Genomic DNA, 21,868 nt, shown 5'->3' on the forward strand with positions numbered 1-21,868 from the left:
TAAGGAGTTACGGAACCCATGGACGCTGTGACCCAGGTCCCCACCCCCGTCAACGAGCCGGTGCACGGCTACGCCCCCGGCAGCCCCGAGCGGGCCCGTCTCGAGGCCAAGCTCAAGGAGCTGGCCGACAACCCCGTCGAGCTGCCCTGCACCATCGGCGGCGTCAAGCGGATGGGCGGCGGCGAGCGCTTCGACGTCGTGCAGCCGCACAACCACAAGGCCCGCCTCGGCACCTACGCCAACGCCACCCGGCAGGACGCGCAGGACGCCATCGACGCGGCTCTCGCCGCCGCCCCCGCCTGGCGCGCGATGGCCTTCGACGACCGCGCGGCGATCATCCTGCGCGCCGCCGAGCTGCTGGCCGGACCGTGGCGCGAGACCATCGCCGCCTCCACCATGCTCGGCCAGTCCAAGACGGCCCAGCAGGCGGAGATCGACAGCCCCTGCGAGCTGGTCGACTTCTGGCGCTTCAACGTCCACTACGCCCGGCAGATCCTCGCCGAGCAGCCCCCGGCCAACTCCCCGGGCGTGTGGAACCGCCTGGACCACCGGCCGCTCGAGGGCTTCGTCTACGCGATCACGCCCTTCAACTTCAGCGCCATCGCGGCCAACCTGCCGACGGCGCCCGCGCTGATGGGCAACGTCGTGGTGTGGAAGCCGTCCCCGACCCAGACCCACGCCGCCGTGCTGCTCATGCAGCTGCTGGAGGAGGCCGGGCTGCCCAAGGGCGTCATCAACCTCGTCACCGGCGACGGCATCGAGGTCTCCAAGGTCGCCCTCGAGCACCGCGACCTCGCGGGCATCCACTTCACCGGCTCCACCAAGACCTTCCAGTACCTGTGGAAGACGGTCGGCGCCAACATCGAGAAGTACCGCTCGTATCCGCGTCTGGTCGGCGAGACCGGCGGCAAGGACTTCGTCGTCGCCCACCCGAGCGCCGACCGCGCCGTGCTGAAGACCGCGCTGACCCGCGGCGCCTTCGAGTACCAGGGCCAGAAGTGCTCGGCCACCTCGCGCGCGTACATCCCGGCCTCGATCTGGAACTCCGGCTTCAAGGAGGAGTTCGCGGCCGAGGTGGACGGCATCAAGATGGGTGACGTCACCGACCTGTCCAACTTCATCGGCGCCGTCATCGACGAGCGGTCCTTCGCCAAGAACAAGGCCGCCATCGACCGCGCCAAGGAGGACCCGGCCTGCACGATCGTCGCCGGCGGCAGCTACGACGACTCGGTCGGCTGGTTCGTCCGCCCGACCGTGATCGAGTGCAGCGACCCGGAGAACGAGGTGTTCCGCACCGAGTACTTCGGCCCGATCCTCGCCGTGCACGTCTACGAGGACGACAAGTACGACGAGATGCTGACCCAGATGGAGTCGGTGTCCGACTACGCCCTCACCGGCTCGGTCATCGCGGGCGACCGCGCCGCGGCGGCGTACACGATGGAGAAGCTGCGCTACGCGGCCGGCAACTTCTACATCAACGACAAGTCGACCGGCGCCGTGGTCGGCCAGCAGCCGTTCGGCGGCGGCCGTGCCTCCGGCACCAACGACAAGGCCGGCGCCCCGCAGAACCTGATGCGCTGGACGCTGACCCGCGCCATCAAGGAGACGCTGGTCCCGCCGACCGACTACACGTACCCGCACATGGGCTGACGTCCCGTGTGAGGTGACGTGGGAGGGGCCGGGCGCACCACGCGCCCGGCCCCTTCGCGCTGTCCTGGGTCAGCCCGGCATCTCCGTCCGCTCCCACCACTCGTACACCGGAAGCCGCCCCTCAGGGGTGTCCGCCTGACGTGAGGTCGGCCGGAAGTGCTCGTAGCCGTTGCGCAGCTCGATCTTCACATCGGGGCCCGGGTCGGGGGCCGGGACGATCCGCTCGGGCAGATCGTCCGGCCCGCCTTCGAGGAACACCTTCGCCGTGTCGTTCATGCCGGTGACCGTTCCCCTCCCGCCCGGGGCAGTCGCCCGCCGGGGGCCGGGATCAGCCGAGTGGCCGAGCCCACATCGAAGAAAGCACAGGTCAGCGGGGTGATGGGGGTGCCGCCGTCTCAGATAGTAGGAAGCCCAAGTAATTGTGCAGACAGATGCGGCCGCCGCCCTTACTTTTGTAGGAGCCGAACGCATCGCTCCATCCAGCGAACGGCGGTTGTGAGCAGGCCCCGTGCAGGCGACCCCTGCGGCCACGGCTCCCCGCCCCTTCCGGCGTCTCGTGACCCTCCGCGCATTTGTCGAGTCCGCGCGTCTTTTCCGAAGGAGTCGATCCGTCATGCCCGAGACGACCGCCCGCCGCCGCGTCCGCCGCTCCGTCCGCAGTGCCGAGAGCGACCGCAAGAACGCCGCCGCCGCCCTGCAGCGCGCCCTCGACCGCCGCGACAACGGCGGTTCGACCGGCCACTGAGCCGTCGCCGGCCGGCCCCTGACACGCCCGAGGCGTCCGTATGCCGGACGCCCCATGTCATCCCGTGGGACGAGGAGTAGGGTGCCCGCATGTCTCGCAGCATCAATCTCGCAGTGATCCCCGGTGACGGCATCGGCCAGGAGGTCGTGGCCGAAGGCCTGAAGGTCCTCTCCGCCGTCCTTCCGCAGGATGTGAAGCTGGAGACCAAGGAGTACGACTTCGGCGCCCGTCGCTACCACGCCACGGGTGAGACCCTCACCGACGCCGACCTCGACGCGCTCAAGCAGCACGACGCGATCCTGCTCGGCGCCATCGGCGACCCGGGCGTCCCGTCCGGCGTCCTCGAGCGGGGCTTCCTGCTGAAGCTCCGCTTCGCCTTCGACCACCACGTCAACCTGCGCCCGTCGAAGCTCCTGCCGGGCGTCGCCACGCCGCTCGCCGGACAGCCCGAGATCGACTTCGTGGTCGTCCGCGAGGGCACCGAGGGCCCCTACACGGGCAACGGCGGCACCATCCGCAAGGGCACCGAGCACGAGGTCGCCACCGAGGTCTCCGTCAACACGGCCTTCGGCGTCGAGCGCGTGGTCCGCGACGCCTTCGCCCGCGCCCAGGCCCGCCCGCGCAAGAAGCTGACGCTGGTCCACAAGAACAACGTGCTGACCTTCGCCGGCCACCTGTGGACGAACATCTTCAACAAGGTGGCCGCGGAGTACCCGGACGTCACCACCGACTACATCCACGTCGACGCCGCGACCATCTACCTGGTCACCGACCCCGGCCGGTTCGACGTGATCGTCACCGACAACCTCTTCGGCGACATCATCACCGACCTCGCCGCGGCCGTCTCCGGCGGCATCGGCGTCGCGGCCTCCGGCAACATCAACCCGAGCCGCGAGTTCCCGTCCATGTTCGAGCCCGTGCACGGCTCGGCCCCGGACATCGCCGGACAGGGCAAGGCGGACCCCACCGCCACCGTCCTGTCCGTCGCCCTCCTGCTGCGCCACCTCGGCCACGACGCCGAGGCCGCCCGCATCGAGGACGCCGTCTCCGCCGACCTCGCGGAGCGCGGCGGCCTGCCCGCCCGCAGCACCTCGGACATCGGCGACGCCCTCGCCGCACGAGTAGCCGGCTGACCCGGCGCCCACCTCGACACACTCGAAGCCGCCGGGTCGCATCCGCACCCGGCGGCTTCGACGTGTGTCCCGCCGGGTGATGTGCCAACGACCACCGGGCCGCATTCACCCTGTTTCTTCCGCTGCCTCCGCCGGGCGATAATCGAACGCGGAGCCGCGGATTGAGGGAATGCTCGGACGTCCTAGTACTGGCCACAGGCCGTACGGGCGTGTGCGCGGCCCGTCACTACAACCGGTGAAGGACAACCACTCATGACGACGCCCACGATCGAGCTCAAGCCCTCGGCCCACCCGCTCTCCGCCGCGGAACGCGAAGCGATCCTGGCCAACCCCGGCTTCGGCCGCCACTTCACCGACCACATGGTGACGATCAAGTGGACCGAGGGCCGCGGGTGGCACGACGGCCAGCTCGTCCCGTACGCGCCGATCTCCCTCGACCCGGCGACGACGGTGCTGCACTACGCGCAGGAGATCTTCGAGGGCCTCAAGGCCTACCGGCAGCCCGACGGGTCCGTCGCCACGTTCCGCCCCGAGAAGAACGCCGAGCGGTTCCAGCGGTCCGCCCGCCGTCTCGCCATGCCGGAGCTGCCGGTCGAGACGTTCCTCGAGGCGTGCGACGCCCTGGTCACCCAGGACCAGGCGTGGGTGCCCGCGCACGGCGGCGAGGAGTCCCTCTACCTGCGCCCCTTCATGATCGCGACCGAGGTCGGGCTGGGCGTGAAGCCCGCCAACGAGTACCTGTTCCTGGTGATCGCCTCCCCGGCCGGCGCCTACTTCCCGGGCGGCGTGAAGCCGGTCTCCATCTGGGTCTCCGAGGACCGTGTCCGCGCCGTCCCCGGCGGCATGGGCGACGCCAAGACCGGCGGCAACTACGCGGCCTCCCTGCTCGCGCAGGCGGAGGCGGCCGCCAAGGGCTGCGACCAGGTCTGCTACCTCGACGCCGTCGAGCACAAGTGGGTCGAGGAGCTGGGCGGCATGAACCTGTACTTCGTGTACGGGGACAAGATCGTCACGCCGGCCCTCACCGGGTCCATCCTGGAGGGCGTCACCCGTGACTCCCTGCTGGGCGTCGCCCGCGACCTCGGCTACGAGGCGGTCGAGGAGCGCGTCTCGGTCGAGCAGTGGCAGCGCGACTCGGAGAACGGCACGCTGACCGAGGTCTTCGCCTGCGGCACCGCGGCCGTGATCACGCCCGTCGGCACGGTGAAGCGCGCGACCGGCGAGTGGCAGCAGAGCGGCGGCGAGCCGGGAGAGGTCACCCTCCGCCTGCGCCAGGCCCTCCTCGACATCCAGCGCGGCACCGCGGAGGACAAGCACGGCTGGATGCACAAGCTGGCCTGACGCGGAAAGGGGCCGGGGCATCAGGCCCCGGCCCTTCGTCCGTACGCGGCGCCGCTAGACCCGCTCCTCCTCCGGCGCCCGTACGGGGGTCACGGCCGCCTTGTCCTTCCCGGTGCGGCCCGTCGCCAGCACGTAGGCCGCTCCGCCCACCGCGCCCGACAGCAGGAAACTCGCGTCCACCCCTCCCGTCAGGGCGACCAGCGGCCCCTCGTACGTGGGGAGGGAGACGGCCAGGAGGCCGACGGCCGAGCCGAGGGCCCAGGACGCCGTCGCCGGGATGTTCCAGCCGGCCGTGTACCAGTACGCCCCGCCCCGCGCGCGGCGGTTGAAGACCTGGAGGGCGTCCGCGTCGTAGACGCCCCGGCAGCGGACCGAGCCGATCAGGGTGATCACCGCCCACGGTGTGCCCACGGCCGTGAGCAGCAGCACGAACGACGTCATCGCGTCCTGCGCGGTCGAGAGGTGGTGGCCGGCGAAGACGCAGACCGTGGCGACGACCGCGACGACGTAGGTCGCCGTCGTGCGGGACGCGCGCGGCAGGATCGCGTCCAGGTCCAGCCCCATCGAGTACAGCATCAGCCCCGCGTTCCCCACCGACCCCGCGGACGCGGCCAGCAGCAGCGGGATCAGGTACCAGCCGGGAGCGGCGTCGACCAGCGGCCCGGCGTAGTCGAGGGCGGCGCGGGCCGCGTACGCCGTGAACGTGCCGAACAGCTGCGGCACCAGCAGGCCCAGCATCAGCCCCAGCCAGGTCGCCCGCAGCACGCGCCGGGAGGAGAAGCGGGCGGGGGAGATGTAGCGGGTGTAGTCGCCGAGCAGGGTGATGAAGGCGATCGGCCCGGACAGCCCGGCGGCCACCGCGGCCAGCAGCCAGGTGGGCCAGTACCCGTCCAGCAGATAGCCGCCCGTCTCCGGCAGCGCCTCGGTGGTGAAGTGCGGCGCGTACGCGAACACGCCCAGCACCAGCAGCGCCGTCATGCCGAACGCCAGCACCCGGGACATCGCGAGCAGCACCCGGTAGCCGTACACCGCGCCCGCCACCGTCGCCGCCGCGAGCAGCGCGTAGACCACGGTGTACGCCGTCCCGTCGGCCGGGAGGCCGAACAGCCGGCCCAGCACGCCCACCATCACGTCGCCGCCGATCCACACGGTCAGCGCGGTGTACCCGAGCGCCAGCAGCAGCCCCACGACCGACCCCACCAGCCGCCCCCGCACGCCGAACTGCGCGCCGGACGAGGTGGACAGGTTGGTCGCGGTGCGCAGCGACACCAGGGCCAGCGGCGCCGTGAACAGCGTGCCGACGACGGTGCCCGCCACCACCGAGGTGACCGACGACCACCAGTCCAGGCCGAAGGACGGCGGCAGCCAGCCGAAGACGATCACGCCCAGGCAGAGGTTGGAGCCCAGCAGGATCGAGACGAGGTCCCGCGGGCCGCTGGTGCGTTCCGCCTCGGGGATGGTGTCGACTCCGCGCAGTTCCCTCGGCATGGGCAGGTCTCCTTCAACGGTGCACCGATGGTTTTGAGTGACGTTCAATGTGGCTTCTTCGGTCGCCTACGTCAATGGTTCCGTTCCTCGATGCTCAGGTTTAGAGTGATGCTCTAATCGTGGGGTGAGGGAAGGCAAGGAGGTGTTCACGGCGTGAGACTGACCCCGACGGAACGCGACCGGCTGCTGCTCTTCGGCGCGGCCGAGCTGGCCCGGGCCCGGCGCGCTCGGGGACTCAGGCTGAACGTGCCCGAGGCGACGGCCCTGATCGCCGACACCGTCTGCGAGGCCGCCCGGGACGGCGCGCGCCTGGCGGAGGCCGTCGGGCGGGCCCGGTCCGTGCTCGGCCCGGACGACGTGCTGCCCGGGGTGGCGGACGTGGTCACCGAGGTGCATGTGGAGGCGGTCTTCGACGACGGCTCCCGGCTGGCCGTCGTCACCGACCCGATCGGCGGCGGGCTGGGCGACGACGCCCCGGGCGCCCTGCTGCCCGGCCCCGCGCACAGCGATCCCGCGCCGGTCGCCACGGTGACCGTCACCAACACGGCCACCGTGCCCGTCTCGGTCACCTCCCACTTCCACTTCTTCGAGGCCAACCCCCGCCTGGACTTCCCCCGCGCGGACGCCTACGGCATGCGGCTCGCGGTGCCCGCCGGCTCGTCCGTCCGCTTCGCACCCGGTGAGACCCGGCGGGTCGGTCTCGTGCCGATCTGCGGGGACCGCGTCGCCGTCGGCTTCGCCGGACTCGTCGACGGCCCGCTGGACGCGCCGGGCGCCAAGGACGAGGCGCTGCGCCGCGCGGCGGCCTGCGGCTACCTCGGCACCGGCACGTCTGACGACGACCGCCCCGGCGCCCCGGAAGGAGCGACGCGATGAGCCGCACCCTCGGCCGCGGGACCGGCGAGTACGACGGCCTCGACCCGCACGCCTACGCCGCCACCCACGGCCCCCGCGCCGGCGACCGGCTCCGCCTCGGCGACTCGGGCCTGGTGATCCGCGTGGAGTCCGACGCCCAGCGGTACGGCGACGAGTTCCTCGCCGGGTTCGGCAAGACCGCCCGCGACGGACTGCACCTCAAGGCCGCTTCCGTCCGCGAGACCTGTGACGTCGTCATCAGCAACGTGGTGGTGATCGACGCCGTGCTCGGCATCCGCAAGGTGTCCGTCGGCATCCGGGAAGGGCGGATCAGCGCGATTGGGCGCGCCGGCAACCCCGACACCCTCGACGGCGTGGACGTCGTCGTCGGCACCGGAACCACGATCGTCTCCGGCGAAGGGCTCATCGCCACCGCCGGCGCCGTCGACACCCACGTCCATCTCCTGTCGCCCCGCGTGATGGAGGCGTCCCTCGCCTCCGGGGTGACCACGATCATCGGGCAGGAGTTCGGCCCGGTGTGGGGCGTCGGCGTCAACTCGCCCTGGGCGCTGCGCCACGCGTTCTCCGCCTTCGACGCCTGGCCCGTCAACATCGGCTTCCTCGGCCGGGGTTCGTCCTCCCACGAATCCCCGCTGACCGAGGCGCTCGCCGAGGGCGGCGCGTGCGGCTTCAAGGTGCACGAGGACATGGGCGCCCACACCCGCGCCCTGGACACCGCGCTCAGGGTCGCCGAGGAGCACGACGTGCAGGTGGCCCTGCACAGCGACGGCCTGAACGAGTGCCTGTCGGTGGAGGACACCCTGCGCGTGCTGGAGGGCCGCACCATCCACGCCTTCCACATCGAGGGCTGCGGCGGGGGCCATGTCCCCGACGTGCTGAAGATGGCGGGCGTGCCGAACGTCATCGGCTCCTCCACCAACCCCACGCTTCCCTTCGGCCGGGACGCGGTCGCCGAGCACCACGGCATGATCGTCTCCGTCCACGACCTCAAGCCCGACCTGCCGGGCGACGCCGCCATGGCCCGCGACCGGATCCGGGCCGGGACCATGGGCGCCGAGGACGTCCTGCACGACCTCGGGGCCATCGGCATCACCTCCTCCGACGCGCAGGGCATGGGCCGCGCCGGGGAGACCGTCCGCCGTACGTTCGCCATGGCCGGGAAGATGAAGGCGGAGCTGGGCGCGGACGGCGACGACGACAACGAGCGGGTGCTGCGCTACATCGCCAAACTCACCGTCAACCCGGCGATCGCGCACGGCCTCGCCCACGAGGTCGGCTCCCTCGAGGTGGGCAAGCTCGCCGACATCGTGCTGTGGCGCCCGGAGTTCTTCGGCGCCAAGCCGCAGCTCGTGCTCAAGGCCGGCTTCCCCGCGTACGGCGTCACCGGCGACCCCAACGCGGCCACCGACACCTGCGAACCCCTCGTGCTCGGGCCGCAGTTCGGGGCGTACGGCGCCACACCCGCCGAGCTGTCGGTCGCCTTCGTGGCCCGCGCCGCCGTCGAGCGGGGCCACGACACGATGCCCACCCGGCGCCGCCGCGTCGCCGTGCGCGGCACCCGCGGCATCGGGCCCGCCGACCTGCTGCACAACTCCCGTACCGGCGCCGTCGACGTCGACCCCCGCACGGGTCTGGTCACCCTCGACGGGGAGCCGCTGCGCTCCCGGCCCGCCGACTCGGTCTCCCTGAACCGCCTCTACTTCCTCTGAGGACCCGGATGAACACGCCCGCCGCCGACGGTTTCCGCATGCCCGCCGAGTGGACCCCGCACGAGCGCACCTGGATGGCCTGGCCCGGCCCCAACCCCACCTTCGCCGACCCCGAAGCCCTCGCCGCCGCCCGCACCGCCTGGGCCCAGGTCGCCCGCGCCGTGCGCCGCTTCGAGCCGGTCACCGTGGTGTGCGGCCCGGGCCAGTCGGCGCACGCGCGCGAGCTGCTCGGGCCCGGCGTCGACACCGTCGAGCGGGACCTGGACGACGCGTGGATGCGGGACATCGGACCGACCTTCCTCACCGACTCCGCGGGCCGGCTGGCCGCCGTGGACTGGACGTTCAACGGCTGGGGCGCCCAGGAGTGGGCCCGCTGGGAGCACGACGCGAAGATCGCCGCGCACGTGGCTGACCTCGCCGGGGCGCGGACGTACCGCACGGACCTCGTCAACGAGGGCGGCGGGATCCACGTCGACGGCGAGGGGACCGTCCTGCTCACCGAGACCGTCCAGCTCGGCCCCGAACGCAACCCCGGCCGGACCCGGGAGGAGGTCGAGGCGGAGATCCACGCCCACCTCGGCACCCGTAAGGCGGTCTGGCTGCCTCGCGGCCTCACCGCCGACTATCCGCCGTACGGCTTCGGCACCCTGGGCCATGTCGACATCGTCGCCGCGTTCGCCCGGCCCGGCGTGGTCGTCGCCCACCACCAGCCCGACCCGGCCCACCCCGACCACGAGGTGACCGAGGAGGTCATCGGCATCCTCCGCTCCGCGACCGACGCCCGCGGCCGCCCCCTGGAGGTCGTCCCGGTCCCCGCCCCCACCAGGCTGGAGGCCGACGGCCACTGGGCCGACCACTCCTACATCAACCACTACCTGTGCAACGGCGGCGTGGTCCTCTGCGCCTTCGACGACCCCCGCGACAAGGAGGCCGCCGCCCTCTTCCGCCGCCTCTTCCCCACCCGCACGGTCACCCAGGTCGACGCCCGCCCGATCTTCACGGCCGGGGGCGGCATCCACTGCATCACCCAGCAGCAGCCGCGCACGGCGGTCCGGTAGAACGTACGGGTGAACGTACTGCTCCCCCATACGCCCCGGTCCGCCCGGGAGGCCGCCCGGTGACCCGCCGCCGTCGTACCCCCGCGCCCCCGCGTGAGGACGTGCTCGCCGCCGCCATGGCGATGATCGCCGAGCGCGGGCTGGAGAAGCTCACCATGGCGGCGCTCGGGCTGGAGGTCGGGATGAGCAGCGGGCACCTGCTCTACTACTTCGGGTCCAAGGACGAGCTGCTGCTGCGCACCCTGGAGTGGAGCGAGGGGCGGCTCGGCGCGGAGCGGGCACGGCTGCTCGCGCGGCCCGGCACCGCCCGCGAACGCCTCGACGGCTACGTGGAGCTGTACGTGCCCGACGGGCACCGCGACCCGCACTGGACGCTGTGGCTGGAGGTGTGGAACCGCTCACAGAACGCGGAGCCCGAGGCGCGCGACCGGCAGGCCGCCATCGAGGGCGCCTGGCACCGCGACCTGGTGGCGCTGCTCGCCGAGGGCGTCTCCCGCGGCGAGTTCCGCCCGGTGGACGCCGACCGTTACGCCGTCCGGCTGCGCGCCCTGCTCGACGGTCTCGCCATCCATGTGGCGATCGGCCTGCGCGGCACCGGCAGGACCCAGGTCCTCGGCCACGTACGGGAGTTCCTCGACGAGACGCTGGCCGCGGGCGCCTGAGCCCGGCCGGGAAGCACCGCCTCGCGTCTCACCACGCCGCGCCGAACGCCCGCATCCTGAGACGGACGGTGAGCGGGAGGGCGGGTTGTGCCAAAATCCCCCCGTGCTCTCGTTCGCCACGATTATTGGCAGCAGGCGCGCCGGTCCGCAGTGACCGCACGTACGACACCGTACGGGCGGACACCGTCGTCCTCGACCCGCGCGCAGACCTCTCGCACCCGCGAGGGGTTTTTCTGTTTCTCGGCCCACCTGCAGCCGGGAACCGGGCGCGAGGGACCATGGGGGAACGGTGGAACCGGTCATTCCGGTAGACCGAGATCCAGTACAGGAGCCTTCAGACCATGACCGCAACCAGCGAGCCCGACGACTCGTTCCACGTCTTCGACACCACCCTGCGCGACGGCGCCCAGCGCGAGGGCATCAACCTCACGGTCGCCGACAAGCTGGCCATCGCACGGCACCTGGACGAGTTCGGCGTGGGCTTCATCGAGGGCGGCTGGCCCGGCGCGAACCCCCGCGACACCGAGTTCTTCGCCCGCGCCCAGCAGGAGATCGAGTTCCGCAACGCCCAGCTGGTCGCCTTCGGCGCGACCCGCCGCGCCGGCACCACCGCCGAGCAGGACCCCCAGGTCAAGGCGCTCCTCGACTCCGGCGCCCCGGTGATCACGCTGGTCGCCAAGTCCCACGACCGGCACGTCGAGCTCGCCCTGCGCACCACCCTCGACGAGAACCTGGAGATGGTCCGCGACACCGTCTCCTACCTCCGCTCCCAGGGCCGCCGCGTCTTCGTCGACTGCGAGCACTTCTTCGACGGCTACCGTGCCGACCCCGCCTACGCCAAGTCCGTCGTCCGCACGGCCTCCGAGGCCGGCGCCGACGTGGTGATCCTCTGCGACACCAACGGCGGCATGCTCCCCGCGCAGATCCAGGCCGTGGTCTCCACCGTCCTCGCCGACACCGGCGCCCGGCTCGGCATCCACGCCCAGGACGACACCGGCTGCGCGGTCGCCAACACCCTCGCCGCCGTCGACGCGGGCGCCACCCACGTCCAGTGCACCGCCAACGGCTACGGCGAGCGCGTCGGCAACGCCAACCTGTTCCCCGTCGTCGCGGCCCTGGAGCTGAAGTACGGCAAGAAGGTCCTCCCCGACGGCCGGCTGCGCGAGATGACCCGCATCTCCCACGCCATCGCCGAAGTCGTCAACCTCACCCCCTCCACCCACCAGCCCTACGTCGGCGTCTCCGCCTTCGCGCACAAGGCCGGACTCCACGCCTCCGCGATCAAGGTCGACCCGGACCTCTACCAGCACATCGACCCCGAGCAGGTCGGCAACACCATGCGGATGCTGGTCTCCGACATGGCCGGCCGCGCCTCCATCGAGCTCAAGGGCAAGGAGCTCGGCATCGACCTCGGGGGCGACCGCGAACTGGTCGGCCGGGTGGTCGAGCGGGTCAAGGAGCGCGAGCTCAAGGGCTACACCTACGAGGCCGCCGACGCCTCCTTCGAGCTGCTGCTGCGCACCGAGGTCGAGGGCCGGCCGCTGACCTACTTCGAGGTCGAGTCCTGGCGCGCGATCGTCGAGGACCGCCCCGACGGCACCCACGCCAACGAGGCCACCGTGAAGCTGTGGGCCAAGGGCGAGCGCATCGTCGCCACCGCCGAGGGCAACGGCCCCGTCAACGCCCTCGACCGCGCCCTGCGCGTCGCCCTGGAGAGGATCTACCCGCAGCTCGCCAAGCTGGAGCTGGTCGACTACAAGGTCCGCATCCTGGAGGGCAAGCACGGCACCCAGTCCACGACCCGGGTGCTCATCTCCACCTCCGACGGCGCGGGGGAGTGGTCGACCGTCGGCGTCGCGGAGAACGTCATCGCCGCCTCCTGGCAGGCCCTCGAGGACGCCTATGCCTACGGCCTGCTGCGCGCCGGGGTGGAGCCCGTCTGAGCTTCCGGGCCTCCGGACCGGCGGGCGGCGGGATCGTCCACCGGTCCGGATGCCCGTTTCGTGCCGTATTCGGGTAGCTTCGAAGGTATGAAGGCCGCACCGCTGCGCACCCTCGTACATCTGCTGATCGTGCCGGTGGCCGCCCTGCTGGCGGTCCTCCTGGCCGGCGCGCCGGGGGCGCACGCGGCCACGGACGTCTCCACCGTCGCCCAGAACCTGCGTGAGAACCCCGTCTACGTCGATCCCGACGCCCGGGACATCCTCTCGGAGTCCGACGCCGAGGCCCTCGCCGACAAGATCGAGGACGCCGACAAACCCATCTTCGTCGCCGTCCTCCCGGCCGACTTCCCCACCCAGAACCTCTTCCGCGACCTGCGCACCGAGACGGGCGTCACCGGCCTGTACGGCGTCCGCCTCGGCGACCGGTTCGACGCCCGCGCCGACAGCAGCGTGCTCAGCCGGCAGGGCGTGTCCAACCTGGTCGGGTCCGTGCAGTCCGCCGGGGACGCCAAGGCCCAGCTCAACGACTTCGTCGACACCGCGATCCGCAGCATCGGCGGCGGCGCGCCGAACTCCTGGAGCGACGGCTCCGGCGACGTGCCCGTCGGCGGGCTGATCACGGTCGGCGCGCTGGTGGCGGCCGGCGGCGCCGGCGCGTACGCGGTGACCCGCCGCCGCAGGCGCCGTCACGAGGAGGAGCAGGCGGCCGCCCTGGAGAAGCTGCGCGTCGTGGTCGACGAGGACATCACCGCGTTCGGCGAGGAACTGGACCGCCTCGACTTCCACCCGGGCGAGCCCGGCGCGGACGACGCGATGCGCGCGGACTACGAACGGGCCCTCGACGCCTACGAGCGGGCCAAGTCGTCCATGGCGGCGGCCCGCAAACCGGAGGACGTCCGGGCGGTGACCGAGGCCCTGGAGGACGGCCGGTTCGCGCTCGCCTCGCTGGCCGCCCGCCGAGAGGGCAGGCCGGTGCCGGAGCGCCGCCCGCCGTGCTTCTTCGACCCGCGCCACGGCCCCTCCGTCGCCGACGCCCGGTGGACCCCGCCCGGCGGGACGGAGCGCGAGGTGCCGGTGTGCGCGGCCGACCAGGCCCGGCTGGCCGAGGGCCGCGACCCCGCGGTCCGCGAGGTCGACACCGAGTACGGCCGCCGCCCCTACTGGGAGGCGGGACCGGCGTACGGCCCCTGGGCCGGCGGCTACTTCGGCGGCGGGCTGCTGCCCGGCCTGCTGGTCGGCACCCTGCTCGGCAGCATGATGTCCGGCCCCGGCTACGCGTCGGACTACGGCTCCGGGTACGGCGACTTCGGCGGGCACGAGGGCGGTGACGTCTCCGGCGCGGACTTCGACTCCGGTGACTTCGGCGGCGGGTTCGGCGGAGGCGACTTCGGCGGGGGCGGCGGCTTCGGAGGCGGCGGGGACTTCGGCGGAGGCTTCTGACCCGGACGCGCGCCCCGGACACGCCGAGCGCCCGCCCTCCCGTAGCGGGAGGAGCGGGCGCGCTCGGGTTGCGGGACGGCGTCAGGACTTGCGGATCGCCGAGATGTCGAAGACCAGCTTGATCTTGTCGGACACCAGCATGCCGCCCGTCTCGAGGGCCGCGTTCCAGGTCAGACCCCACTCGGAGCGTGAGATCTCGGCCTTGCCCTCGAAGCCGACGCGCTCGTTGCCGAACGGGTCCTTCGCGGCGCCGTTGAACTCCAGGTCGATGGTGATCGGGCGGGTGGTGCCGAGGATCGTCAGATCACCGGTGATGCGGTACCGGTCGCCGCCCAGGGCCTCCGCCTTGGTGGAGCGGAAGGTCATGGTCGGGAACTCGTCGGTCTTGAAGAAGTCCGCGCTCCGCAGATGGTTGTCGCGGTCGGCGTTGCCCGTGTCGATGCTGTTCATCACCACGTCGATGGAGGCCGTGGACTTGCTCGGGTCGGCGCCGTCGAGGTGCAGCTGACCGGAGAACTCCTTGAAGTGGCCCTTGACGTTGGTGACCATCGCGTGGCGGGCGACGAAGCCGATCGTGGTGTGCGCGGGGTCCAGCTCGTAGTCGCCGGTCAGCGCTGCCAGGTCCGGGCTCACCGCGGAGTCGGTGGCGGTCTTGTCGTCGTCCTTGCGGCCGAAGAGACCCATGGTGTTCCTCCTGGGGACGGGGATGAGGACGGGATGATCCCGTTGAATGTTCAACTAACTCAACACGGCCCACCGTAGACCCATTCCCTTCAATCTTCAACATCTTCCGGGAAGGTGTCGCGATCCGTTCGCTCGAACGAGTGGGAACGAGCGGTCGGGCCCTGAGCGGCCGGGCTGTGGGCGCCCGGGCGAGGCGCGGTCCGGCCTAGTCCGGAAGCCGGCGGGCCGGGGCGCCCTGGGTGGCGCCGCGGGTGTGGATGTACAGCTGGCGCCGGTCGCCCACGTCGAGCCGCTGGGGGAGCGGCAGCTCGTGCCGCACCGGACGCGCGTGGTCGGCGAGCTGCCGGCGCGGGTTGTAGACCTGGTTGAACTTCCACAGCATCCGGGCGAAGTTCGTCTGCCCGTGCGCCAGGTTCCTCGCCAGCACCCGCGCCGCCCCGAACGCCGTGCGCAGCCCCAGGTGCTTGCGGTTGATGACCGCCTGGGTGCGCACCAGCTCCTCGTAGAAGCGGTCCAGCGGCAGCGTGGTGGGCACCACCGCGTGCTGGATGTCGAACAGCCGGTAGTCCCGGGTGGTGAGCCGGCGCGACTCGGTGTGCCAGATCTCCGTGCCCGGGTACGGCGTCATCACCGTGAAGTGCACGATCTCCGGCACCGCCATCGCGAACTCCCGCACCACCCGGAAGCGCTCCTCGTCCCAGGCCGGGTCCACGATCAGGTTGATGGCGACCCGGATGCCCATCCGCCGGGCCGTCTCCAGCGCCTTCAGGTTCTCGTCGGGGCTGACCCGCTTCCGGTACAGGTCGAGCCCCTCCGCGTCGATCGCCTCCATGCCGAGGAACATGTACCGCAGCCCCAGCCGCGCCCAGCGCTCGAACACCTCGGGGTGGCGCAGCAGCACGTCCGAGCGGGTCTCCAGGTAGTACTGCTTGCGGATGCGCCGCCGCTCCACCTCCGCGGCGATGGCGTTGCCGTGCTCCGGCCGGATGAAGGCCACGTCGTCCACGATGAACACGTTCGGCTCGCGGATCGCCGCCAGGTCGTCCGCCGCCGCCTCCGGGGACGCCTTGCGGTAGCTGCGGCCGTAGAACGTCCACGCGGAGCAGAACGAACAGTCCCAGGGGCAGCCGCGGGTGAACTCGATCGACGCGCACGGGTCCAGCTCGCCGATGAAGTACCGGCGCCGGCCGCGCATCAGGTCCCGGGCCGGCAGGGGCTCGTCGATGCTGTGCAGCATCAGCGGGGCGGGGCCGCGCCCCGACGCCGTGACGACACCCGGCACCCCCTCCACGCCGCCGTCCCGCACCGCCTCCAGCAGCGGGCCGACGGCGGGCTCGCCCTCGCCCCGGACCACGGCGTCGACGGCGCCCTTCGCCTGCTCGACGACCTCCTCGGCGACGAACGAGACGCTGTGCCCGCCGAGGAACACGAAGCAGTCCGGCAGTTCCTCCTTCACCCGCTCCGCCAGCCGGATCGCCTCCGGGATGTTCGCCAGGTAGTTCAGCGAGATGCCGAGCGCCTCCGGGCGGAACGACCGCACCTCGTCGCGCAGTGTGCGCACGCTCAGCACCTGGAGGTCGACCACCCTCACCTCGTGGCCCGCCTCGCGGGCGGCGCCGGCGACCCGCTCCAGCCCCAGGGGTTCGAGCCGGAGGAAGATCTCGGAATACATCAGGGCGCTGGGGTGGACGAGCAGCAGGCGCATCAGGGGGACCTCGTCGCGGTGCCGGGAACAGGGCGGGACGTCCCTTTCGTAACCCGCCGCGCCCGGTCGCGTACTGCCCATACGCCCGCATGGCCCACCCGGCGGCACGCAGGAGTGGTTGCGCGGCGCGCCGCACCGGCCTCCGCCACCCCGCGAATACCGGTGCGGTCCACCCGGAGGGCCGCCGCCGGGGCTGCCGCGAACGGGCCGCTGCGCTGGCGAGGTCCCCCGGACCGGGGGTGTCCTGGATGCCGAGGCCCGCAGCGACAGCGCATGGGAGACCGTACTCGTGACCACCACCGGCTCCGATTCCACCTACGACCCCCCGGCGGACCCCGCCGCCTCCGCCGCGGCCGCGGCGGTCGAACAGCCCCCGCCCCGCACGGACCGCCGCGTCGCCCTCGTCACCGGCGCGTCCTCGGGCATCGGCGCGGCCACCGCCCGGCGCTTCGCCGCCGGCGGCTGGCACCTGCTGCTCAGCGGCCGCGACCGACGGCGTCTCGAGGAGACCGCGTCCGGCACCTCCGCGGTCCTGCTGCCCGCCGACCTCGCCGCCCCCGACGGGGCGAAGATGCTGGCCGAGGCCGCGCTGCGGGAGGCCGGACGGATCGACCTGCTGGTCGCCGGGGCGGGCATCGGCTGGGCGGGCCCCTTCCTGGCCATGCCGCACACCGACATCGACCGGGTGCTCTTCCTCGACCTCAACGCCACGATCCACCTGGTGCGCGAGGTGCTGCCCGCGATGGTGGCGGCCGGGAGCGGCCGGGTGGTGCTCGTCGGGTCGGTGGCGGGCGCGGTGGGCGTCCGCGAGGAGGCGGTGTACTCCGCCGCCAAGGCGGGCCTCGCCGTGTTCGCCGAGGCGCTCCGGCAGGAACTGCGCGACACCGGCGTCGGCGTCACCCTTGTCGTGCCCGGCCCCGTCGAGACGGGCTTCTTCGCCCGCCGGGGCCGTCCCTACCACCGCTCCCACCCCCGCCCCACGTCGGCCGGCCGGGTCGCGGCGGCGGTCTGGGACGCGGTGAGCGAGTCGCGGGACGACACGTACATCCCGTCATGGCTGACGCTCCCGGCCCGCGTGCGCGCCCTGACTCCGGGGCTCTACCGGAAGCTGCTGGACCGCTTCGGCTGAGCGCGTACGGGGCTCTCAGGGCGTACCGCTACGCTCTGCGTGAGCGACCCGACCCGAACGGGCGAACCCCTGGAACTTGGCTGGGTTCACCCCGTACGGGAGGCGCCGGGCCCCTTGAGATTTCCGGCCACCGGACCCCGGCCGCGGCCGCGCGTCACTCCGGCAGAGGCATGCGCGACCCGCGTGTGTGAGGCGGCTCTCAGCCGCTGAGCTTTGTGCGACCCCCACAAGCCGCAGGGCCTCTGAGCAGTCGGAACGCCTGCGCAGCCCCCTGGTTCTGTTCAGTGCTACCAGGAAAACACCCCGGAGACTGTGAGGAGTCGACGGCTCGCAATCACCGGCGGGCTTCGTAAGGTCACTACATGACCGTTTTGGATGAGGCGCCGGGTGAGCCGACCGACGCGCGCGGACGCGTGGCCGAACTGCACGAGATCCGTGCGCAGGCATTGGCCGGCCCGAGCGAGAAGGCGACCCAGGCGCAGCACGCCAAGGGCAAGCTGACCGCGCGGGAGCGCATCGAACTGCTGCTGGACGCGGGTTCCTTCCGTGAGGTCGAGCAGTTGCGCCGGCACCGGGCCACCGGCTTCGGTCTGGAGGAGAGGAAGCCGTACACCGACGGTGTGATCACGGGCTGGGGGACGGTGGAGGGGCGGACGGTGTTCGTCTACGCCCACGACTTCCGTATCTTCGGCGGCGCGCTGGGCGAGGCGCATGCCACGAAGATCCACAAGATCATGGACATGGCCATCGCGGCGGGGGCGCCGCTGGTGTCGCTGAACGACGGTGCGGGCGCGCGGATCCAGGAGGGGGTGTCGGCGCTCGCGGGGTACGGGGGCATCTTCCAGCGCAACACCAAGGCGTCGGGCGTGATCCCGCAGATCTCGGTGATGCTGGGCCCGTGCGCGGGCGGTGCGGCCTACAGTCCGGCGCTGACGGACTTCGTGTTCATGGTGCGGGAGACCTCGCAGATGTTCATCACGGGTCCGGACGTGGTCAAGGCGGTCACGGGTGAGGAGATCACCCAGAACGGCCTGGGCGGCGCGGACGTGCACGCCGAGACGTCCGGTGTGTGTCACTTCGCGTACGACGACGAGGAGACCTGCATCGCCGAGGTGCGCTACCTGCTGTCCCTGCTGCCGCAGAACAACCGGGAGAACCCGCCGCGGGTGGACTGCTCCGACGCCGCGGACCGGCGCAGCGAGGTGCTGCTGGACCTGGTTCCGGCGGACGGCAACCGGCCGTACGACATGGCGAAGGTGATCGAGGAGATCGTCGACGACGGCGAGTTCCTCGAGGTCCACGAGCGGTGGGCGCGGAACATCATCTGTGCGCTGGCGCGGATGGACGGCCAGGTCGTGGGGATCGTCGCCAACCAGCCGCAGGCGCTGGCGGGTGTGCTGGACATCGAGGCCAGCGAGAAGGCCGCCCGTTTCGTGCAGATGTGCGACGCGTTCAACATCCCGATCCTGACCTTCCTGGACGTGCCCGGCTTCCTGCCGGGTGTGGACCAGGAGCACGGCGGCATCATCCGTCACGGCGCGAAGCTGCTGTACGCGTACTGCAACGCCACGGTGCCGCGGATCTCGCTGATCCTGCGCAAGGCGTACGGCGGTGCGTACATCGTGATGGACAGCCAGTCCATCGGCGCCGACCTGACGTACGCGTGGCCGACGAACGAGATCGCGGTGATGGGCGCGGAGGGCGCGGCGAACGTGATCTTCCGCCGGCAGATCGCCGAGGCCGAGGACCCCGAGGCGATGCGGGCGCGGATGGTCAAGGAGTACAAGTCCGAGCTGATGCACCCCTACTACGCCGCCGAGCGGGGGCTGGTCGACGACGTGATCGACCCGGCCGCCACCCGTGAGGTGCTGATCCGTTCGCTGGCGATGCTGCAGACCAAGCACGCCGACCTGCCGTCGCGCAAGCACGGCAACCCGCCCCAGTAACTGGGAGAACCGACGATGACGACACCTGACATCCGTGTGGAGAAGGGGCATGCCGAGCCGGAGGAGGTCGCGGCGATCGCGGCGATCCTGATGGCCCGCGCCGCCAACGCGCCCGCCGCAACGCCGGCCCACCGGGGCCGCCCCCGGGCCGGCTGGCGCCGCCTGGAACGCGAACCAGGCTTCCGAGCCCCCCACAGCTGGCGCTGACCCCAGAAGGGCCCCTCCTCTCCAGGAGGGGCCCTTCTGCAACCCCCTCAAGGGGCGCGGGGAACTGCGCGACCAGCCCCCGCCGGGCCGCACTCGGCGACGAACACTGCCCGGCACCCCGGTGGCCGTCGGGGGTGTCGCGCCGCTCGGCGCTGACGAGGTGCCGCCTGCGCCCACCCGTGCCGCCCCGAGCGGCACGACTGCCCGCAGTTCAGCAGGGGCGCGGGGAACTGCGCGACCAGCCCCCGCCGGGCCGCACTCGGCGACGAACACTGCCCGGCACCCCGGTGGCCGTCGGGGGTGTCGCGCCGCTCGGCGCTGACGAGGTGCCGCCTGCGCCCACCCGTGCCGCCCCGAGCGGCACGACTGCCCGCAGTTCAGCAGGGGCGCGGGGAACTGCGCGATCGGCCAGCGACTACCCGCACCCGGCGTCGCACCGCCGTACCCACGGAAACAGCCCCCGTGCCAAAAGGCACGGGGGCTGTTCTCACGTGGAAAGCGGCTAGCGCAGGCGCGCCATCAGCGCATGCTCCACCAGCGTGATGAGCGTCGACTTCGCGTCCGCCCGATGCCGCGCGTCCGTCGTGATGATGGGGGCGTCGGGCCCGATCTGCAGCGCCTCGCGCACTTCCTCCGGGGAGTACGGCTGCTGCCCGTCGAAGCCGTTCAGCGCGATGACGAAGGGCAGTCCGCTGTTCTCGAAGTAGTCGACCGCGGGGAAGCAGTCCGCGAGCCGCCGCGTGTCGACGAGCACGACCGCGCCGATCGCGCCGCGGACCAGGTCGTCCCACATGAACCAGAAGCGGTCCTGGCCGGGCGTGCCGAACAGGTACAGGATCAGGTCCTGGTCCAGGGTGATACGGCCGAAGTCCATGGCGACCGTCGTGGTCGTCTTGTCCCCGGTGTGGGTGAGGTCGTCGATGCCTGCCGAAGCAGACGTCATGACGGCCTCCGTGCGCAGCGGGTTGATCTCCGAAACGGCCCCGACGAACGTGGTCTTGCCCACGCCGAAGCCACCCGCCACCACGATCTTCGCCGAGGTGGTGGAGCGGGAAGGACCGCCGCTAGAGCTTGCGAAGTCCACTGAGCACCCTTTCGAGCAGTGTCACGTCTGGCTGGCCGCCGGCGTTCTCGTCGCCGCCGGGCTGATGGATGGCGACCAGTCCCGCCTCCGCCAAGTCGGCGACGAGGATCCTGGCCACGCCGAGAGGGATGGTCAGCAGGGCCGAGACCTCGGCCACCGACTTGATTTCCCGGCAGAGGTTGCAGATCCGCTGATGCTCGGGCAGCTGGCCCTGCATCTGGTGCGGCTGCGCGGTGGTGTGCACCAGCGCCTCGATGGCGAGCTGGTACCGCGGCCTGGTGCGGCCGCCCGTCATCGCGTACGGGCGCACCAGGGGGTTGTTCGACGCCCCGGCGGGCGACGCCTCGGGTGCGCGGCGCTGCGGCTGCACGGGCTGGATGCGCGGGCTCTGCGGCTGGTCGTACGGCGAGGGGCCGGGGCCCTGGGGCGCGTACGGCTGGCCGTGCTGCGGCGTGGAGGGGTAACCGTACCGGTTCTGGGAACCGTCGTTCTGACCCTGGGCAGGGCCGTACGACCAGTTGCCCGCCGATGAACCGTCTGGGGGTGTTGCCACTTTCTCCTCCTCCGACTGTGCCTGGCACCCATCTCTGTGGAGCCGCGTCCCGAAACCTTACGGCCCCGGGACGCCATATCGCACCGTCCGCTTGTCAGTTGAGAAGGCTCCCCTGGAGCTCCGCTCGAAGGTCCGGCGTGAGGACCGTACCCGCTCGGTCGACCAGAAGGGCCATCTCGTAACCAATGAGACCGATGTCCGCCTCGGGATGTGCGAGAACCGCGAGCGACGAACCGTCGGAAATGGACATGATGAAGAGGAACCCCCGCTCCATCTCCACAACCGTCTGATTCACGCTGCCGCCCTCGAAGATCCGAGAGGCGCCGGCGGTGAGTGAGGTCAGACCGGAGGCGACGGCCGCGAGCTGGTCGGCGCGGTCGCGGGGGAAGCCTTCGGACATCGCCAGAAGGAGTCCGTCGGCGGAGACCACCACCGTGTGGGACACCCCCGGGGTGTTGTCCACGAAGTTGGTGATCAACCAGTTCAGGTTCTGTGCCGCCTGGCTCATCGGGCTC

Annotated in this window: 20 protein-coding genes; 13 read left to right on the forward strand and 7 right to left on the reverse strand. The window is 71.9% G+C overall.

Annotation, left to right across the window (positions count from 1 at the left end):
* Nucleotides 1–18 precede the first annotated feature (18 nt).
* Nucleotides 19–1,650 (forward strand): L-glutamate gamma-semialdehyde dehydrogenase, encoded by a 1,632-nt coding sequence (gene pruA / locus ACQY0Z_RS21900; protein ID WP_347226694.1) that lies wholly within the window; start codon nt 19–21, stop codon nt 1,648–1,650.
* Between the two features lie 69 nt (nt 1,651–1,719).
* Here the strand turns inward: pruA and ACQY0Z_RS21905 are convergent, their stop codons facing one another.
* Nucleotides 1,720–1,926, reverse strand: coding sequence for a DUF5988 family protein (locus ACQY0Z_RS21905; protein ID WP_019524405.1), 207 nt, complete (start codon nt 1,924–1,926; stop codon nt 1,720–1,722).
* A gap of 337 nt (nt 1,927–2,263) precedes the next feature.
* Here ACQY0Z_RS21905 and ACQY0Z_RS21910 point away from each other — a divergent pair, with 337 nt between their 5' ends.
* The 3 genes from ACQY0Z_RS21910 (at nt 2,264) to ACQY0Z_RS21920 (ending at nt 4,869) form a co-directional block, all read left to right on the forward strand.
* On the forward strand, nt 2,264–2,395 hold the full coding sequence (locus ACQY0Z_RS21910; protein WP_093768038.1) for a hypothetical protein: 132 nt from the start codon (nt 2,264–2,266) through the stop codon (nt 2,393–2,395).
* A gap of 89 nt (nt 2,396–2,484) precedes the next feature.
* Entirely contained in the window at nt 2,485–3,528 is a 1,044-nt protein-coding gene (locus ACQY0Z_RS21915) for a 3-isopropylmalate dehydrogenase (protein ID WP_189904557.1), read from the forward strand.
* Nucleotides 3,529–3,780: 252 nt separating this feature from the next.
* Complete coding sequence (locus ACQY0Z_RS21920) at nt 3,781–4,869, forward strand: branched-chain amino acid aminotransferase (RefSeq protein ID WP_189904558.1); 1,089 nt, start codon at nt 3,781–3,783, stop codon at nt 4,867–4,869.
* Nucleotides 4,870–4,923: 54 nt separating this feature from the next.
* Here the strand turns inward: ACQY0Z_RS21920 and ACQY0Z_RS21925 are convergent, their stop codons facing one another.
* A complete protein-coding gene (locus ACQY0Z_RS21925) occupies nt 4,924–6,357 on the reverse strand; it encodes a cytosine permease (protein ID WP_189904560.1) in 1,434 nt (477 codons plus the stop codon).
* 153 nt (nt 6,358–6,510) lie between these two features.
* Here ACQY0Z_RS21925 and ureA point away from each other — a divergent pair, with 153 nt between their 5' ends.
* From ureA to ACQY0Z_RS21955, 6 genes are all read left to right on the forward strand, one after another.
* The gene (gene ureA / locus ACQY0Z_RS21930) at nt 6,511–7,233 is read left to right on the forward strand and encodes an urease subunit gamma (RefSeq protein ID WP_347226695.1); all 723 of its coding nucleotides are present in this window, start codon (nt 6,511–6,513) and stop codon (nt 7,231–7,233) included.
* A complete protein-coding gene (locus ACQY0Z_RS21935) occupies nt 7,230–8,942 on the forward strand; it encodes an urease subunit alpha (protein WP_439812698.1) in 1,713 nt (570 codons plus the stop codon). Before ureA ends, ACQY0Z_RS21935 begins: the two co-directional genes overlap by 4 nt.
* 8 nt (nt 8,943–8,950) lie before the next feature.
* Nucleotides 8,951–10,000 (forward strand): agmatine deiminase family protein, encoded by a 1,050-nt coding sequence (locus ACQY0Z_RS21940; RefSeq protein ID WP_439812699.1) that lies wholly within the window; start codon nt 8,951–8,953, stop codon nt 9,998–10,000.
* 59 nt (nt 10,001–10,059) lie between these two features.
* On the forward strand, nt 10,060–10,662 hold the full coding sequence (locus ACQY0Z_RS21945) for a TetR/AcrR family transcriptional regulator (RefSeq protein ID WP_439812700.1): 603 nt from the start codon (nt 10,060–10,062) through the stop codon (nt 10,660–10,662).
* Between the two features lie 341 nt (nt 10,663–11,003).
* Entirely contained in the window at nt 11,004–12,605 is a 1,602-nt protein-coding gene (cimA, locus tag ACQY0Z_RS21950; RefSeq protein WP_189904571.1) for a citramalate synthase, read from the forward strand.
* A gap of 87 nt (nt 12,606–12,692) precedes the next feature.
* A complete protein-coding gene (locus ACQY0Z_RS21955) occupies nt 12,693–14,045 on the forward strand; it encodes a hypothetical protein (protein ID WP_254585908.1) in 1,353 nt (450 codons plus the stop codon).
* An 81-nt stretch (nt 14,046–14,126) separates the two neighbouring features.
* On the opposite strand, the gene ACQY0Z_RS21960 is transcribed toward ACQY0Z_RS21955, so the two are convergent.
* Together ACQY0Z_RS21960 and hpnR are read right to left on the reverse strand one after the other, a co-directional pair.
* Nucleotides 14,127–14,729 (reverse strand): YceI family protein, encoded by a 603-nt coding sequence (locus ACQY0Z_RS21960; RefSeq protein ID WP_189904574.1) that lies wholly within the window; start codon nt 14,727–14,729, stop codon nt 14,127–14,129.
* 205 nt (nt 14,730–14,934) lie between these two features.
* The gene (hpnR, locus tag ACQY0Z_RS21965; RefSeq protein ID WP_189904576.1) at nt 14,935–16,434 is read right to left on the reverse strand and encodes a hopanoid C-3 methylase HpnR; all 1,500 of its coding nucleotides are present in this window, start codon (nt 16,432–16,434) and stop codon (nt 14,935–14,937) included.
* Nucleotides 16,435–16,723: 289 nt separating this feature from the next.
* Between hpnR and ACQY0Z_RS21970 the strand changes: the two genes are divergently transcribed.
* The 3 genes from ACQY0Z_RS21970 (at nt 16,724) to ACQY0Z_RS21980 (ending at nt 19,716) form a co-directional block, all read left to right on the forward strand.
* Nucleotides 16,724–17,563, forward strand: a complete 840-nt coding sequence (locus tag ACQY0Z_RS21970) for an SDR family NAD(P)-dependent oxidoreductase (protein WP_189904578.1) — start codon at nt 16,724–16,726, stop codon at nt 17,561–17,563.
* Nucleotides 17,564–17,925: 362 nt separating this feature from the next.
* The gene (locus tag ACQY0Z_RS21975; RefSeq protein ID WP_439812701.1) at nt 17,926–19,509 is read left to right on the forward strand and encodes an acyl-CoA carboxylase subunit beta; all 1,584 of its coding nucleotides are present in this window, start codon (nt 17,926–17,928) and stop codon (nt 19,507–19,509) included.
* Nucleotides 19,510–19,524: 15 nt separating this feature from the next.
* Entirely contained in the window at nt 19,525–19,716 is a 192-nt protein-coding gene (locus tag ACQY0Z_RS21980) for an acyl-CoA carboxylase subunit epsilon (protein WP_254588789.1), read from the forward strand.
* A gap of 502 nt (nt 19,717–20,218) precedes the next feature.
* Here the strand turns inward: ACQY0Z_RS21980 and ACQY0Z_RS21985 are convergent.
* From ACQY0Z_RS21985 to ACQY0Z_RS21995, 3 genes are all read right to left on the reverse strand, one after another.
* Nucleotides 20,219–20,800, reverse strand: a complete 582-nt coding sequence (locus ACQY0Z_RS21985) for a GTP-binding protein (protein WP_254586432.1) — start codon at nt 20,798–20,800, stop codon at nt 20,219–20,221.
* Nucleotides 20,781–21,353, reverse strand: a complete 573-nt coding sequence (locus ACQY0Z_RS21990) for a DUF742 domain-containing protein (RefSeq protein ID WP_189903351.1) — start codon at nt 21,351–21,353, stop codon at nt 20,781–20,783. The genes ACQY0Z_RS21985 and ACQY0Z_RS21990 overlap by 20 nt, the downstream gene beginning before the upstream one ends.
* A 94-nt stretch (nt 21,354–21,447) precedes the next feature.
* Nucleotides 21,448–21,861, reverse strand: coding sequence for a roadblock/LC7 domain-containing protein (locus ACQY0Z_RS21995; protein ID WP_004983065.1), 414 nt, complete (start codon nt 21,859–21,861; stop codon nt 21,448–21,450).
* Nucleotides 21,862–21,868 lie beyond the last annotated feature (7 nt).

The organism is Streptomyces sp. P9-2, assembly GCF_051903975.1.
GTDB lineage: Bacteria > Actinomycetota > Actinomycetes > Streptomycetales > Streptomycetaceae > Streptomyces > Streptomyces cellulosae.